Source organism: Azonexus sp. IMCC34839 (assembly GCF_047047955.1).
In the GTDB taxonomy this organism is placed as follows: Bacteria; Pseudomonadota; Gammaproteobacteria; order Burkholderiales; family Rhodocyclaceae; genus Azonexus.
Genome location: NZ_CP150631.1, coordinates 3,142,179 through 3,156,754, shown reverse-complemented (window position 1 = coordinate 3,156,754; position 14,576 = coordinate 3,142,179). Strand labels below are relative to the sequence as shown.

General features: G+C 61.8%; 20 protein-coding genes. 6 read left to right on the top strand and 14 right to left on the bottom strand.

What is annotated here, in order from left to right:
• Positions 1-89: 89 nt before the first annotated feature.
• Positions 90-1,385 carry a phenylacetate--CoA ligase PaaK gene (paaK, locus tag WIF35_RS15460; protein WP_412479120.1) on the top strand — a complete coding sequence of 432 codons (1,296 nt, stop codon included), beginning with the start codon at positions 90-92 and terminating at the stop codon, positions 1,383-1,385.
• Positions 1,386-1,389: 4 nt separating this feature from the next.
• On the opposite strand, the gene WIF35_RS15455 is transcribed toward paaK, so the two are convergent.
• Positions 1,390-2,091, bottom strand: coding sequence for a fumarylacetoacetate hydrolase family protein (locus WIF35_RS15455; RefSeq protein WP_412479119.1), 702 nt, complete (start codon positions 2,089-2,091; stop codon positions 1,390-1,392).
• Between the two features lie 150 nt (positions 2,092-2,241).
• On the opposite strand from WIF35_RS15455, the gene WIF35_RS15450 reads away from it, so the two are divergent.
• A complete protein-coding gene (locus WIF35_RS15450; RefSeq protein ID WP_412479118.1) occupies positions 2,242-4,038 on the top strand; it encodes a FimV family protein in 1,797 nt (598 codons plus the stop codon).
• On the opposite strand, the gene WIF35_RS15445 is transcribed toward WIF35_RS15450, so the two are convergent.
• Positions 4,035-4,781, bottom strand: coding sequence for a Nif3-like dinuclear metal center hexameric protein (locus WIF35_RS15445; RefSeq protein ID WP_412479117.1), 747 nt, complete (start codon positions 4,779-4,781; stop codon positions 4,035-4,037). The two genes, WIF35_RS15450 and WIF35_RS15445, sit on opposite strands and share 4 nt — an antisense overlap.
• A gap of 12 nt (positions 4,782-4,793) precedes the next feature.
• On the opposite strand from WIF35_RS15445, the gene WIF35_RS15440 reads away from it, so the two are divergent.
• Positions 4,794-5,945 carry a Do family serine endopeptidase gene (locus WIF35_RS15440; protein ID WP_412479116.1) on the top strand — a complete coding sequence of 384 codons (1,152 nt, stop codon included), beginning with the start codon at positions 4,794-4,796 and terminating at the stop codon, positions 5,943-5,945.
• 5 nt (positions 5,946-5,950) lie between these two features.
• Entirely contained in the window at positions 5,951-6,757 is an 807-nt protein-coding gene (locus WIF35_RS15435) for a class II glutamine amidotransferase (RefSeq protein ID WP_412479115.1), read from the top strand.
• Here the strand turns inward: WIF35_RS15435 and tatC are convergent, their stop codons facing one another.
• From tatC to hisB, 10 genes are read right to left on the bottom strand one after another with little or no spacing between them, the layout of a single operon-like run.
• A complete protein-coding gene (tatC, locus tag WIF35_RS15430) occupies positions 6,758-7,582 on the bottom strand; it encodes a twin-arginine translocase subunit TatC (protein WP_412479114.1) in 825 nt (274 codons plus the stop codon).
• Positions 7,579-7,953, bottom strand: coding sequence for a Sec-independent protein translocase protein TatB (gene tatB / locus WIF35_RS15425; protein ID WP_412479113.1), 375 nt, complete (start codon positions 7,951-7,953; stop codon positions 7,579-7,581). The genes tatC and tatB overlap by 4 nt, the downstream gene beginning before the upstream one ends.
• A gap of 46 nt (positions 7,954-7,999) precedes the next feature.
• A complete protein-coding gene (tatA, locus tag WIF35_RS15420; RefSeq protein WP_412479112.1) occupies positions 8,000-8,224 on the bottom strand; it encodes a Sec-independent protein translocase subunit TatA in 225 nt (74 codons plus the stop codon).
• A 16-nt stretch (positions 8,225-8,240) separates the two neighbouring features.
• Positions 8,241-8,591 carry a histidine triad nucleotide-binding protein gene (locus WIF35_RS15415; protein ID WP_412479111.1) on the bottom strand — a complete coding sequence of 117 codons (351 nt, stop codon included), beginning with the start codon at positions 8,589-8,591 and terminating at the stop codon, positions 8,241-8,243.
• Positions 8,588-8,917 (bottom strand): phosphoribosyl-ATP diphosphatase, encoded by a 330-nt coding sequence (locus WIF35_RS15410; protein WP_412479110.1) that lies wholly within the window; start codon positions 8,915-8,917, stop codon positions 8,588-8,590. Before WIF35_RS15410 ends, WIF35_RS15415 begins: the two co-directional genes overlap by 4 nt.
• Positions 8,914-9,312, bottom strand: a complete 399-nt coding sequence (gene hisI / locus WIF35_RS15405; protein ID WP_412479109.1) for a phosphoribosyl-AMP cyclohydrolase — start codon at positions 9,310-9,312, stop codon at positions 8,914-8,916. Before hisI ends, WIF35_RS15410 begins: the two co-directional genes overlap by 4 nt.
• A gap of 6 nt (positions 9,313-9,318) precedes the next feature.
• Entirely contained in the window at positions 9,319-10,080 is a 762-nt protein-coding gene (gene hisF / locus WIF35_RS15400; protein WP_412481252.1) for an imidazole glycerol phosphate synthase subunit HisF, read from the bottom strand.
• The gene (gene hisA / locus WIF35_RS15395; RefSeq protein ID WP_412479108.1) at positions 10,077-10,817 is read right to left on the bottom strand and encodes a 1-(5-phosphoribosyl)-5-[(5-phosphoribosylamino)methylideneamino]imidazole-4-carboxamide isomerase; all 741 of its coding nucleotides are present in this window, start codon (positions 10,815-10,817) and stop codon (positions 10,077-10,079) included. Before hisA ends, hisF begins: the two co-directional genes overlap by 4 nt.
• Positions 10,818-10,853: 36 nt before the next feature.
• The gene (gene hisH / locus WIF35_RS15390) at positions 10,854-11,495 is read right to left on the bottom strand and encodes an imidazole glycerol phosphate synthase subunit HisH (protein WP_412479107.1); all 642 of its coding nucleotides are present in this window, start codon (positions 11,493-11,495) and stop codon (positions 10,854-10,856) included.
• Between the two features lie 2 nt (positions 11,496-11,497).
• Positions 11,498-12,085, bottom strand: a complete 588-nt coding sequence (gene hisB, locus WIF35_RS15385) for an imidazoleglycerol-phosphate dehydratase HisB (RefSeq protein ID WP_412481251.1) — start codon at positions 12,083-12,085, stop codon at positions 11,498-11,500.
• Positions 12,086-12,163: 78 nt separating this feature from the next.
• Between hisB and hisC the strand changes: the two genes are divergently transcribed.
• On the top strand, positions 12,164-13,249 hold the full coding sequence (gene hisC / locus WIF35_RS15380; protein WP_412479106.1) for a histidinol-phosphate transaminase: 1,086 nt from the start codon (positions 12,164-12,166) through the stop codon (positions 13,247-13,249).
• On the top strand, positions 13,246-13,461 hold the full coding sequence (locus WIF35_RS15375) for a hypothetical protein (RefSeq protein WP_412479105.1): 216 nt from the start codon (positions 13,246-13,248) through the stop codon (positions 13,459-13,461). Before hisC ends, WIF35_RS15375 begins: the two co-directional genes overlap by 4 nt.
• Before the next feature lie 57 nt (positions 13,462-13,518).
• Here WIF35_RS15375 and WIF35_RS15370 read toward each other — a convergent pair whose 3' ends face one another.
• Both WIF35_RS15370 and WIF35_RS15365 read right to left on the bottom strand, forming a co-directional pair.
• Positions 13,519-14,037, bottom strand: coding sequence for a chromate transporter (locus WIF35_RS15370; RefSeq protein WP_412479104.1), 519 nt, complete (start codon positions 14,035-14,037; stop codon positions 13,519-13,521).
• Complete coding sequence (locus tag WIF35_RS15365; protein ID WP_412479103.1) at positions 14,034-14,543, bottom strand: chromate transporter; 510 nt, start codon at positions 14,541-14,543, stop codon at positions 14,034-14,036. Before WIF35_RS15365 ends, WIF35_RS15370 begins: the two co-directional genes overlap by 4 nt.
• Positions 14,544-14,576: the final 33 nt, after the last annotated feature.

Below are 14,576 nucleotides of genomic sequence, written 5' to 3'. Positions count from 1 at the left end.
TGCACCGGCAAAAATGGCCAAAATTGATCTGCCTCAACCGGCCGACATAATGACAGTTACAAAATGAGCGGTTCAGGAGGGAGTTAAAAATGAATAAAGGCCTTCACGCCATAGAAAATGCCAGTCGCGACGAAATCGCCGCACTACAGGTCGAGCGCCTGAAATGGACGCTCAATCACGTCTACGCCAACGTACCGCACTATCGCGCCAAATTCGACGCTGCCGGCGTTCATCCCGACGATTTCAAGACGCTCGCCGATCTCGCCAAGTTCCCGTTCACGACAAAGCAGGATTTGCGCGACAACTATCCCTACGGCCTATTCGCCACCCCGCGCGAGAAAGTCGTCCGCATCCACGCCTCAAGCGGCACCACCGGCAAGCCGACCGTCGTCGGCTACACGCAGAAGGACATCGACACCTGGGCCGACCTGATCGCCCGCTCGATCTACGCCTCGGGCGGACGCGCCGGCGACATCGTCCATGTCGCCTACGGTTACGGCCTGTTTACCGGCGGCCTGGGCGCCCACTACGGAGCCGAGAAACTCGGCTGCACCGTGATCCCGATGTCGGGCGGGCAAACCGAGAAGCAGGTTCAACTGATCTGCGACTTCAAGCCGAGCATCATCATGGTGACGCCCTCCTACATGCTCAATATCGCCGACGAATTCCGTCGTCAGGGCATTGATCCGCGCGGCACTAACCTGCGCATCGGTATTCATGGTGCCGAGCCGTGGACCGACGCCATGCGCGGTGAAATCGAAAACGCCTTCGGTATCGACGCCATCGATATCTATGGTTTATCCGAAGTCATCGGCCCGGGCGTCGCCAACGAATGCGCCGAGACCAAGGACGGCCCGGTCATCTGGGAAGACCATTTCTACCCGGAAATCATCGACCCCAATACCGGCGAAGTGCTGCCCGAAGGCAGCCAGGGAGAGTTAGTGTTCACTTCGCTGACCAAGGAAGCGATGCCGGTCATCCGCTACCGCACGCGTGACCTGACCCGGCTACTGGCGCCAACCGCGCGCAGCATGCGCCGAATCGGCAAGATCACCGGGCGCTCGGACGACATGCTGATCATCCGCGGCGTCAATGTCTTCCCGTCGCAGATCGAGGAATTGATCCTCAAGCAGCCGAAGCTGTCGCCGCATTACGTCCTCGAAGTGACGCGCGACGGCCATCTCGACTCGATCAAGGTCAATGTCGAAATGAAGCCGGAGTTCCAGTTCGCCAGCGGAGCGGAGAAGGAATTCGTGGCGCACGACCTGCAGCACCACATCAAGTCCTACATCGGCATCTCAGCCCGCATCGAGGTGGTCGAAGTGGGCGGTGTCGAGCGCTCCATCGGCAAGGCCAAACGAGTGATCGACAAGCGCCCGAAGTAAGCCGTCAAACGATACCGGCACGCAACGAGCCAACGCCGTCGATGCCGGCCACCAACTCATCGCCGCGCACCAGCGGCCCGACACCGGCCGGCGTGCCGGTATAGATCAGATCGCCAGCCTCCAGCCTGACCAGGGTGGAAAGGTTGGCGATGATCTCTGGCACCTTCCACATCATCGCGTTCAGATCGCCGTCCTGGCGCGTTTCGCCGTTGACCGTCAGCCAGATGCGTCCGTTTTCCGGATAACCGCACTGGCTGGCGGGCGCGATAGCCCCCGCCACCGCCGACTGGTCGAAACCCTTGCCCATATCCCAGGGATGCCCCTTCTCCTTGGCGCGCGCCTGCAAGTCGCGACGGGTCAGGTCCAGGCCGACGGCGTAGCCGAAAATCAGGCTTTTTGCCGCGTCCACCGCAACATTTGCCCCACCGGCGCCAAGCGCCACGACCAGCTCGATTTCATGATGCAGATTGGCCGTCTGCGGCGGATAAGCCACCTCGATCCGTCCCAGACCGCCGACCAGGGCATCGCCCGGCTTGCTGAAGAAGAACGGCGGCTCGCGTCCCTCGGCTTGCTCGAGCGCCCCCATCTCGCGCGCATGGTCAGCGTAATTTCGGCCGACGCAGAAAATTCGTCGCACCGGAAAACGCTGAGCGGAAGCCACGACAGGCAAGGAAGCGACGGGATGGGGCGGAAAAACGAAATCCATGAGTGAAACCTAAGGCAGGAATTGATCAGGATCAGTAGTGTGCAATATTTCACTGTTCAGGTGGCAGGCAAGCGCTATCATTTTTCATAAATCCCATGGTAGTATTTTTGCCATATATTCCCCGCCGAAATTCCCCGAACGGATAGCACCATGAGCCCCAGAACGTTTCGTCTTAGCATCCTGTGTGCCGCCCTCCTCCCCTGTTTCTCGCACGCGGCTGGCCTTGGTGAAATCACCCTGCATTCGCGGGTCGGCGAACCTCTGCGCGCGGAGCTTCCGCTGCTTGCCGGCCCCGGCGAAAGTTTCGACACCGCCTGCTTCTCGCTGGCCCCGGTGCGTGGCGCCGACCTGCCGGTAATCACCAGCGCCAAGACCCGTCTGGTGCGTGACGGGAACGGCCTGCGCCTGATCCTGACCGGCACCAAGCCGGTTGCCGAGCCGGTCTTCATGATCGCCGTTCAAGCCGCCTGCGGCATCGACCTGCAACGCGATTACGTGCTGATGCCATCGCCTCCTTTGATGCTGGCCGATGCACCGGAGGTCGGAGCACCGACGGCCGTCGTCGCCTCAAGCAAACGCGGCGGCGGCAAATACCGGGAATTGACGGTGCGCCAGGGCGAGACGCTGGAAACCATCGCCGAAGCCCAAGCTCCAGGCAGTCTGGCGCAACAGCGCCGCATGCTGAACGCCATGAAGCGGGCAAATCCCGGCCTTGCACCTGAGCAATTACTGGCCGAAGGCACGGTCGTGCGCATTCCCGACCGTCAGCAACGCGTCGCCGCCGAGCGCGAGGAGAGCATCGAGAGCAGCGTCGGCGAAAGCCGCCCGGCGCCGATCGCCCCGCCACCGAAGCCGAAAGTCGCCAAAGCCCGCCCGCCAGTTTCACCGAGTGTCGACAAGGGCGGCGACCGCTTGCTCCTCGGCGCCGCCGACGAGGTTGTCAAGCCGGTCGAAAAACGGGCTTCAGCGCAAGGCTCGCTGCTAGAAGTGGAAGAGCGGATGGCCAAGCTGGAAAACACCATCCAGCAACTCAATCAGGAAATCGACAAGATGAACGCGGCGTTGACGCTGGCCGCGCAAACCATCGAGGCCCAACAAAAACTGCAGCAAGTGCAAGCCCAGGCGGCACAACTCGCCCCGGCACCGACGCCGGCAGTGCAGACGAGCTCCACCTTGGCCCACGAAAAGTCCGATGGCGGCAACTGGCTGGAGCTCCTGCTCAGCGCCTTGGGCGGCGGCGCCATTGCTGTCGGCTTGGCCAGCTTCCTCGCTCGCCGCAAGGAACATACGGCCGAGGAAGAGGCCCCGCTCGCCTTCGCGGGCGGCTATCGCCAGGAAGTGCTGGTGCGCCCGCCGGCACCGCCGAAAGTTGCCGATTCGATGCCGCCCAGCCCACCCACGCTGCCGCCGGCCGCCAACGTGGATACGGCGCTGGACAGCACCCACTCCGGCTTCAGCCAGGCTCAGGTCAGCGAAGTCGACATCAACCCGAACGACGACAATTCGGTACTCGAACTTGCCGAAATCATGCTTTCCTTCGGCCGCCTGCGCGGCGCTGCCGATACCCTGGCCCTCCATATCGAGGAAAGTAGCCCGGACAACATCCGCCCCTGGAGCATGCTGCTTGACCTCTACCGACGTGGCGACATGCGCGAAGAGTTCGACTCGCTTGCCGCCAAGATGCGCCCGAAGTTCAACGTCAACATTCCTGCCTGGGAAGACAATGTTGCCCCGGTCTCCGGCCTCAAGTCGCTCGAGGACTACGCGCACATCGTCTGGCGTACCTCGCACAGTTGGGGCACCCAGGAGTGTCTCGACTACCTGTACGAACTGACCCACGACAACCGGGCCGGGCAGCGTTCCGGCTTCCCGCTCGAGGTGGTCGAGGAAATCGCCTTGCTGATGCGCGTGCTGGAGGTCGGTTACGGCCTGAAGCGCCCGGTTTAAACGGGATTGTCGATATCGACGAAACGGCAGTCGAGGCCGAAAGTCGCCGCCAAATGGTCGGCCACGGCCTTGACGCCATATCGCTCGGTCGCGTGATGCCCGGCCGCCAGATAAGCAACTCCGCTCTCCCGCGCCAGATGCACGGTCTGCTCGGAGATTTCACCGGAAACGTAGAGATCAACGCCGAGTGCGATAGCCTGCTCGAAATACCCCTGCGCACCACCCGAGCACCAGGCGACGCGCCGGATTGATTGCATCTCATCGCCGATCGTCAGCGGCTGCCGACCAAGAGCCGCCGCCATGCCTTCGACGACCACACCGAGCGGAACCTCTTCGCTCAAGCAGCCATGCCAGGCGATATCCTGTTCGCCGAAACGCCCTTCGGGCTGCCAGCCGAAAAGCTTGGCCAACTGGGCGTTATTGCCGAATTCCGGATGGGCATCGAGCGGCAGATGGTAGGCAATCAGGTTGATCTCACGTTGCAGCAGCGTGCCCAGACGCTGCCGGCGGATGCCGGTGATCCGCCCATCTTCGCCACGCCAGAAGTAGCCGTGATGCACCAGAATGGCATCGGCATCGCAGGCCACCGCAGCGTCGAGCAGTGCCTGGCTGGCCGTCACGCCCGCCACGAGGCGGCGAACCTCGCTCCGTCCTTCCACTTGCAGACCGTTTGGGCAATAATCCCGGAACTTTCCGGGTTCCAGCAATCTATCCAGATAGCCGACCAATTCTTCACGCTTCATTGAGATTTTTCCATGCACAGGTTGTGGCTGATTTTTGCACAAACGGTGACCGTTGCGGTCGCCATCCTGTTCGTGCTGACTACGCTGAAACCGGAATGGATAGGCCAACGTCCGGCAATTGTTCCGTTGCAGGAAGCCCCGGCAACCGCTAGCGACGACGCCCATGCCACAGGCTCCTTCCGCGATGCGGCCCGCTCTGCCCTGCCCTCTGTCGTGCATATCTACACGACGCAGGAAATCAAGATGCAGCGTCATCCGCTATTCGATGACCCGATCTTCCGCCACTTCTTCGGCGAACGGCCGGATTCCACCCCACAGCGCAACTCTGGCCTCGGCTCAGGCGTCATCGTCAGCCCCAACGGCTACATCCTGACCAACTTCCACGTCATCGAAGGGGCTGCCGATATTCAGATATCGCTCAACGACGGCAAGACCTACAAGGCCAAGGTTGTTGGCAGCGACCCGGAGTCCGATCTCGCCATCCTGCAGATCAAGGCCGACAAGCTGCCGGCGATCACCTTCGGTCAGATGGACAACCTGCGCGTCGGCGATGTCGTGCTGGCGATCGGCAATCCCTTTGGCGTCGGCCAGACGGTGACCATGGGCATCGTTTCCGCCCTGGGCCGCTCCCACCTCGGCATCAACACCTTCGAGAACTTCATCCAGACCGACGCTGCCATCAACCCCGGCAACTCGGGCGGTGCGCTGGTCGACGTGCATGGCAACCTGGTCGGCATCAACACCGCTATCTATTCGCGCACTGGCGGTTCGCTCGGCATCGGTTTCGCCATCCCGGTGTCCAGCGCGCGCAGCATCATGGAGCAAATCATTCGCAACGGCGCGGTGACGCGTGGCTGGATCGGCGTCGAGGCGCAGGAGATTACTCCTGAACTGGCCGAGTCCTTCGGCTTACCTGATACCGAAGGCGCCCTGATCGCCGGCGTCGTGCGCGGCAGCCCGGCCGACAGCTCCGGCGTCAAACCGGGCGACGTGCTGCTGGCCGTCAATGGCAAGGCCGTCAAGGACCCGCAGGTGATGCTCGACTTGATCGCCGCCCTGACCCCAGAAGAACGAGCCGCCTTCCGCCTGCGCCGCGACAAGAGCATCGTCGAACTGAACATCCGCATCGGCAAACGTCCGGCCCTGCGCGTCGAACGGGAGTAAGCGCCATGTGCCAGCTACTGGGCATGAACTGCAACGTGCCGACCGATATCTGCTTTTCCTTTACCGGCTTTCAGGCCCGCGGCGGCGCAACCGACGTGCATTCGGACGGCTGGGGCATTGCCTTCTTCGAGGGCAAAGGCACCCGCCTCTTCCTCGACCCGCTGCCATCCAGCACCTCGCCGATCGCCGAACTGGTCCGCCATTACCCGATCCGCTCGACCAACGTCATCGCCCATATCCGCAAGGCGACCCAAGGCTCGGTCGGACTGGAGAACACCCACCCGTTCATTCGCGAACTGTGGGGCCGCTACTGGATTTTCGCCCACAACGGCAACCTGATCGACTTCTCTCCGGCCCTCGACGGCAGCTTCCTGCCGGTCGGCCTGACCGACAGCGAACGGGCCTTCTGCTGGTTATTGCAGGAATTGCGTCGGCGTTTCGGCGATCGCATGCCAGCGCAAGAGACGCTCTTTGCAGCCATTCGTGACCTGACGCTGGAGATCGCCCGCCACGGCGAGTTCAATTTCCTGCTATCGCAAGGCGATTGCCTGTTCGCTCATGCCTCGACGCGACTCAGCCACATCGTCCGCCAGGCGCCTTTCACCCAGGCCCATCTGATGGACCAGGACGTAACGGTCGATTTCAGCGACGTGACGACACCGGACGACCGCGTCGCGGTCATCGCGACCGCGCCGCTGACCGATAACGAAGCTTGGGAAACGATGCCACCGGGGACGCTCTGGTGGTTCGCCGAAGGCAAAGTGGCCGGCCGTTACGACACCTTTCCCGGCCCCGAACGCAAACCGACCTGATCAGTCGCCGGAGAGTTTGCGGAACTCGGCTTCTGCCGCGTCCATCTCGGCATCCATTTTTGCCGAATTTTCGTCGTGCACCGCAGCAGTCTCCACTTTGCGTGGATTCGAGACCAGACGCGCCGCCAGGATGCCCAGCTCGTAGAGCAGGCACATCGGAATGGCCAGCGCCAGTTGCGACACAACATCTGGCGGCGTCACCACGGCGGCAACGACGAAGGCCGCCACGATGAAATAGGAGCGCCATTCCTTGAGCTTCTCGACAGTGACCACGCCCAACTTGACCAGCACCACGAGGGCAACGGGTACCTCGAATGCGATGCCGAAGGCCAGGAACATGGTCATCACGAAGGACAGATAGGCCTCAATGTCCGGCGCCGGCGTAATGCTCTTCGGCGCAAAGCCAGCGATGAAGTGAAACACCTGGCCGAACACGAAGAAGTAACAGAAAGCCATACCGGCCATGAAGAGAAGCGTGCTTGAAATGATCAGCGGAATCCCGAGCCGTTTCTCATGGTCATAAAGCCCCGGCGCGATGAAAGCCCAGGCCTGAAAAAGCACGAAGGGCAACGCCAGGACAAAAGCGACCATGCCGGTCACCTTCAGCGGCACCATGAACGGAGTGATGACGCCGATGGCGACCATCTTCGTGCCTTCCGGCAGCGCCTGGGTCAGCGGTGCCGCCAGCAAGTCGTAGATATTTCCCGGACCGGGATAGAAGCAGAGGATGCCGAAGACGACACCGACGGCGATCAGGCTGCGCAACAAACGGTCGCGCAACTCCACCAGGTGGGAGATAAAGGACTCTTCGTGACTATCGCTCATACGGCAGGCTTGTCCGGCGTTGCCGCCGTCTTCAGTTGCTCGGCCTCGGCCGCCAACTGGTTGGTCGCATTATTCAATTCAGCCACCGCTTCCTGAGCCGGCGCTTCGACGGCGCTACGCGCCGTCTCGTACTCCTGACGCACCGAGTCTTCCAGCGTACGTGCCGACTCGGCAACCTGCGACTGGAGTTTCTTCAACTCGTCGAGCTGCATTTCCCGGTTGATGTCGGCCTTGACGTCATTGACGTAACGCTGGGCACGCCCCAGCAAATGGCCGAGCGTACGCGCCACCTTGGGCAGGCGCTCGGGACCAATGACGACCAGCGCGACAACGCCGATCACCAACAACTCGGAAAAGCCGATATCGAACATCTGAACTCAACTTGAACTTCGGGCGAGCACACTGCCGCCCGAAAAATCACGACTTGGTCTTTTCCTTGACCTCGACGTCGATGGTCTGACCGCTCACCTGCTGTTGCGGTGCATCGGCCGGCTTCTCGGCATTGGCGTCCTTCATGCCATCCTTAAAGCCCTTGACCGCGCCCCCCAGATCCTGGCCAATATTGCGCAGTTTCTTGGTGCCGAAGATCAACATGACGATGACCAGAACAATCAGCCAGTGCCAAATGGAAAAGCTGCCCATGAGTGTCTCCTGAAACTTAAATACGTTTGAGCATGGGACCGACCGGTTCCGGTCCGCCCACGATGTGTGCGTGCAAATGCGGTACTTCCTGCTGGCCGATCACGCCCGTGTTGATGATGACGCGGAAACCGTCCGGGCTACCTTGAGCCACCGCAATTTCGTTGGCCTTGGCCAGCATCTTGCCCAGCACCAAGGTATCGTCCGGCGTCACCGTCGCCAGCGAAGTAATATGCTTCTTCGGGATGACGAGAATATGAACGGGACGGGCCGGCTGGATATCCTTGAAGGCCAGGATATCGTCGTCCTCGTACACCCTGGACGACGGGATCTTGCCCTCGACGATCTTGCAGAAAATGCAGTCGCTCACTTGCTCTGGCCCCGAGCCGCCTTTTCGTCGATGCCGGAGATACCTTCACGACGGCGCATTTCCTGCGACACGTCTTCGATACCGAGATCGTAGAAGGCCAGCAGGACGAGGACGTGATAGATGACGTCGGTCGACTCCCAAACAATTTTCAGACGCTTGCCTTCCTTGCCGGCCATGATCAACTCGGCACATTCCTCGCCGATTTTCTTCAGGATGGAGTCCGGGCCTTCCGAGAACAGTTTGGCCGTGTAGGACTTTTCCGGATCGGCATGTTTGCGCGAAGCCAGAGTCTCGGAGAGACGATGCAGGATGTCATGCGTGCTCATTTGTAGATTTCCTTCGGGTCTTTCAGAACCGGATCGACGGGAAGCCAGTTTTCCCCGTGCAATTCATTGAAGAAACAACTCTCTCGCCCAGTGTGGCAAGCAATGCCGCCCACCTGCTCGATGCTCAACAGCAAGACGTCGCCGTCGCAATCGGTGCGGATGGACTTCACTTTCTGGAAGTGCCCCGACTCCTCACCCTTGCGCCACAGACGCTTGCGCGAACGCGACCAGTATACCGCGTTGCCGCATTTCACCGTTTCCTGAAGCGACTCGCGATTCATGTAGGCGAACATCACGACGCGCCCGGCTTCGTCCTGCGCAATGGCGGGAATCATGCCGTCGGCGTCCCACTTGAGAGCATCCAGCCAGGGCAGGGCGTTATCGAGATCGGCCATGATGAATCAGAGGCGCACTTCGATGCCACGCGCCGCCATGTATTCCTTGGCCTGACGCACGGTGTATTCACCGAAGTGGAAAATGGAAGCGGCCAACACGGCATCGGCGCGGCCTTCGGTCACGCCGTCGGCCAGATGTTGCAGATTCCCGACACCACCCGAGGCGATGACGGGAATGCGCACTGCATCGGACACGCCACGGGTCAGCGCCAGATCGAAACCGTTCTTGGTGCCGTCGCGATCCATGCTGGTCAGCAGGATTTCCCCGGCGCCGAGCGACTCGACCTTCTTGGCCCATTCGATGGCGTCCAGCCCGGTGTCGTTGCGACCGCCGTGCGTAAACACATGCCATTTACCCGGCGCAACCTGCTTGGCGTCAATGGCGACGACGATGCACTGCGAGCCGACTTTGGACGAAGCGTCGAAAACGAGATCAGGATTCTGCACGGCCGCGGTATTCATCGAAACCTTGTCTGCGCCAGCATTGAGCAGACGGCGGACATCCTCCACCTTGCGCACGCCGCCGCCCACGGTCAGCGGAATGAAAACCTGCTCGGCGCAGGCTTCGACGATGTGCAGGATGATGTCGCGTTGATCGCTGGAGGCCGTGATATCGAGAAAGGTCACCTCGTCGGCGCCCTGCTCGTCGTAACGGCGAGCGATCTCGATCGGGTCGCCGGCATCGCGCAGATCGACGAAATTGGTCCCCTTGACGACGCGGCCCGCCGTGACGTCAAGACAGGGAATGATGCGTTTGGCGAGCATCAGGCGCCCAGCTCGTCGGCCAGCTTTTGCGCTACCGCGAAGTCGAGCGAACCGTCGTAGATGGCGCGCCCGGCGATGGTACCGATGACGCCCTCGCCCTCGACGGCGCAAAGGTTGCGGATATCGTCGAGATTGGACAGACCGCCGGAAGCGATGACCGGGATGGTCAGCGCCTGCGCCAGACGCACGGTGGCTTCGATGTTGATACCGGACAGCATGCCGTCGCGGCCGATGTCGGTATAGATGATCGACTCGACGCCATAATCCTCGAACTTCTTGCCGAGATCGACGACATCGTGACCGGTCAGCTTCGACCAGCCGTCGGTCGCCACCTTACCGTCCTTGGCATCCAGGCCGACGATGATGTGGCCGGGGAAAGCGGTGCAGGCGTCGTGCAGGAAGCCGGGATTCTTGACCGCAGCCGTGCCGATGATGACGTAGGACAAACCGCCGTCGAGGCAGGCCTCGATGGTGTCGAGGTCGCGGATGCCGCCGCCCAGCTGGACGGGAATCTCGTCGCCGACCTCAGCCAGGATGGCCTTGATCGCCGCCGCATTCTTCGGCTTGCCGGCGAAAGCGCCATTGAGGTCGACCAGATGCAGGCGACGCGCCCCCTGATCCAGCCAATGGCGGGCCTGCTCGGCCGGGCTTTCGGAAAATACGGTGGCCTGTTCCATCAGGCCCTGCTTCAAACGGACACATTGCCCGTCCTTCAGATCAATCGCAGGAATAATCAGCATGGGAATTTTGCGGAAAAGAAATTCGACAGGAGCGAATTAAGGACGCCACTCGACAAAGTTTTTCAGGAGTTGCAAGCCGTCGCGAGCGCTTTTCTCGGGGTGGAATTGGACCGCGAAGATATTATCCCGGCCCACTGCACAGGTAAAGGGGACGCCATAAGTGCAAGTCCCCATCACCAGATCGAGCTCGGTCGGCTGCACGAAATAGCTGTGTACGAAATAGAAGCGAGCGCAGTCGTCGATCCCCTGCCACAGGGCATGATCGTTCTGGCACACCTCGTTCCAGCCCATGTGCGGCACCTTCAGGCGCTCGCCATCGGCCAGCACCATCTTGTCGTCGGGAAAGCGCACGACATTGCCAGGAAAGACGCCCAGGGCCGGCACATTGCCTTCGTCGGAATGCTCAAACAGCATTTGCTCGCCAACACAGATACCGAGGAAAGGTTTGTCCTTGGCCGCTTGCAATACCGCACCGCGCAGTCCGCGCGCATCCAATTCGCGCATGCAGTCCGGCATGGCTCCTTGGCCGGGGAAGACGACCCGTTCGGCAGCAGCGACCACGGCCGGATCGGCCGTCACCACGACCGGCTTGCCATCGGACACGTGCTCCAGCGCCTTCGAAACCGAGCGCAGGTTGCCCATGCCGTAGTCGATCACGGCAATCGTGTTGCCAGCCATGATCAGAGCGTACCCTTGGTGGATGGCATGGCGCCGGCCATGCGCGGATCGGGCGTGACCGCCATGCGCAGGGCGCGGCCAAAGGCCTTGAAGATCGTCTCGGCCTGGTGGTGGGCGTTCTTGCCACGCAGGTTGTCGATGTGCAGCGTCATGCCGGCGTGGTTGACCAGGCCGTGGAAGAATTCGGAAACGAGATCGACATCGAAGGCGCCGATCATGGCGCGCGTGAATTCGACATTGAACTCCAGGCCGGGGCGGCCCGAGAGGTCGATGACCACGCGCGACAGCGCCTCGTCGAGCGGCACGTAACTGTGGCCGTAACGGGTCAGGCCCTTTTTGTCGCCCCAGGCCTTGGCCAGCGCCTGGCCGAGCGTGATGCCGATATCCTCGACGGTGTGATGCGCATCGATGTGCAGGTCGCCCTTGGCGTCGACATCGAGGTCGATCAGGCCATGGCGGGCGATCTGGTCGAGCATGTGGTCGAGAAAAGGCACACCGGTGGCGAATTTGCCCTGACCGGTGCCATCGAGGTTGAGGCGCACGGTGATCTGCGTCTCGAGGGTGTTACGGGTAACTTCGGCTTGCCGCATGGCTTGGCACTGTAAAACGTTGAATCGGGAGGCCATGATACCATTTCGGCCTACTTTTACGCCTTTCGTGAAAACCCCATGAGTCGTTTCTGGAGCAAGGTCGTCCGCGACCTCACCCCCTACGTGCCGGGCGAGCAGCCCAAGATCGCCAACCTGATCAAGCTCAACACCAACGAGAATCCCTATCCGCCCTCGCCCAAGGCCCTGGCGGCGATCGAGGCGGAACTCGATGGCGACGCGGCGCGCCTGCGCCTCTACCCGGACCCGAATGCCGATCTGCTCAAATCCGCCATCGCCAAGCGGCATGGCGTGACGACGGCGCAGGTCTTCGTCGGCAACGGCTCGGACGAGGTGCTGGCCCATGTCTTCATGGCCTTGCTCAAGCACGAAGCGCCGATTCTCTTCCCGGACATCAGCTACAGCTTCTACCCGGTGTATTGCGGCCTGTACGGCGTGCCCTACATCCAGGTGCCGCTGGCCGAGGATTTCACCATCAATCCCGACGACTATTGCGGCCAGACCTGGAACGGCGAGCAGTGCGGCGGCATCATCTTCCCCAATCCGAATGCCCCGACCGGGCGCCTGCTGCCGTTGGCCGCCATCGAACAGATGCTCAAGGCCAATCCGGACGCCGTCGTCGTGGTCGATGAAGCTTACGTTGATTTCGGCGGCGAGACGGCGATTTCGCTGGTCGACCGTTACGACAACCTTCTCGTCGTGCACACCCTGTCCAAATCCCGCTCGTTGGCCGGCTTGCGCGTCGGTTTCGCGGTCGGCCATCCGGACCTGATCGAAGCCTTGGAGCGCGTCAAGAACAGCTTCAACTCCTACCCGCTCGACCGCCTGGCGATTGTTGCCGCCGTCGCCGCCATCGAGGACGAAGCCCACTTCGCCGAGTGCTGCAACAAGGTCATCGCCACCCGCGACACCCTGACGGCCGACCTTGCCAGCCTCGGCTTCGAGGTGCTGCCCTCGGCCGCCAATTTCATCTTCGCCCGTCATCCGCAACGCGATGCCGCCGAACTGGCCAAGGCACTGCGCGAACGCAGCATCATCGTCCGCCATTTCAAGCTACCGCGCATCGACCAGTTTCTGCGCATCACCATCGGCACCGACGGCGAATGCCAAGCGCTGGTCACGGCGCTACGCGAGATCTTGGCATGAGCGCCCGCGAGATCGTCTGGAAACGCCCGGACGGCAGCATCGTCGCCTGCACTGAGAAGATCAAGGTGCTGCGCGAGAACCTCGAAGAACTGCGCCAGATGGCGCAGGACGCCTTCGAGGATGCGCTGCTGATGGAGTGCGAGGAACACCAGATTCGTGCTGTCTTTCAGGAAGTGATCGGCGGGCTGGTCAATCCTTACGAGGGAAACTGACCCGCACTATCGCCGAACCGGCCACTGCTGCGGTGCACTGCCCGAAATGGGCAAAAATCAGATCAGCCCGGCCAAGCCCAGCGCCGCGCCGACGGCGATGAGCCATAGCGGATGCAGCTTGCTGCGCAGGTTGGCGACGACCGTGGCGGCCACCAGAGCCCACGCCGCCCAGCCAAATTGGGCGGCCTGCGCGATCAGGGTCGCACCGGAAAAGATTAGTCCGACCGCCAGCGGCGACACGCCGAGGCTGATCGCCTTCTGCCAGCGTTTGCCAGCAAAGCTCTCCCAGCGGTCGATCAGCAGGTAGATCAACACGCTCATCGGCAGACACATGGCCAGCGTCGTTGCCAGCGCGCCGGCCAATCCGGCGATTTCCCAGCCGATCAGCGTGACGACCAGCACATTCGGCCCCGGCGCTGCCTGAGCAATCGCGTAGAGGTGCGTGAAGGTCGTGTCGCTCAGCCAATGATGATTTTCCACGACAACGCGGTGCATTTCCGGCAGCAAGGCGGTCGCGCCGCCGAAAGCGACGAAGGACAAGAGCGCGAATTCGAGGAAAAGCTGGACGACGATCATTTGCGCCCCAACTTCCAATAGGCCACGCCCCCCGACAGCAGCAGCCCGCCGACCATCACCCACGGCATCGGCCAGCGTAGCCAGGCGATGGCGGCGACGACCAGCACGCAGAAGGGCAGGAAAGCCGCCTTGTCCTTGATCGCCATGCCCATGCGCCACGCCATGGCGAAGAGCAGGCCACAACCGACAGCCGCGATGCCGCGCAACATGCCCTGGGCGAGCGGCAGGCTACCGTAGGCGTCGTAGAGCAATGCCAAAATCAAGACGATGACCAGTGGTCCGGCGAGCAGGCCAACCGGTGCGACGATGGCCCCGAGCAGCCCCTGATAACGCTTGCCGACGACCACCGCCAGATTGACCACATTCGGGCCGGGCAGGAACTGGCAAAGGCCGAGTTGGGCGTTGAATTCTTCGGCCGTCATCCAGCGCTTTTCCTCGACCAGCATGCGGCGAGCGAAGGGCAACACCCCGCCGAAGCCGGACAGACCGACCGAAGAAAACCCCAAAAAAAGCGCCCGGAGGTCCGGGCGGCTTGGGGA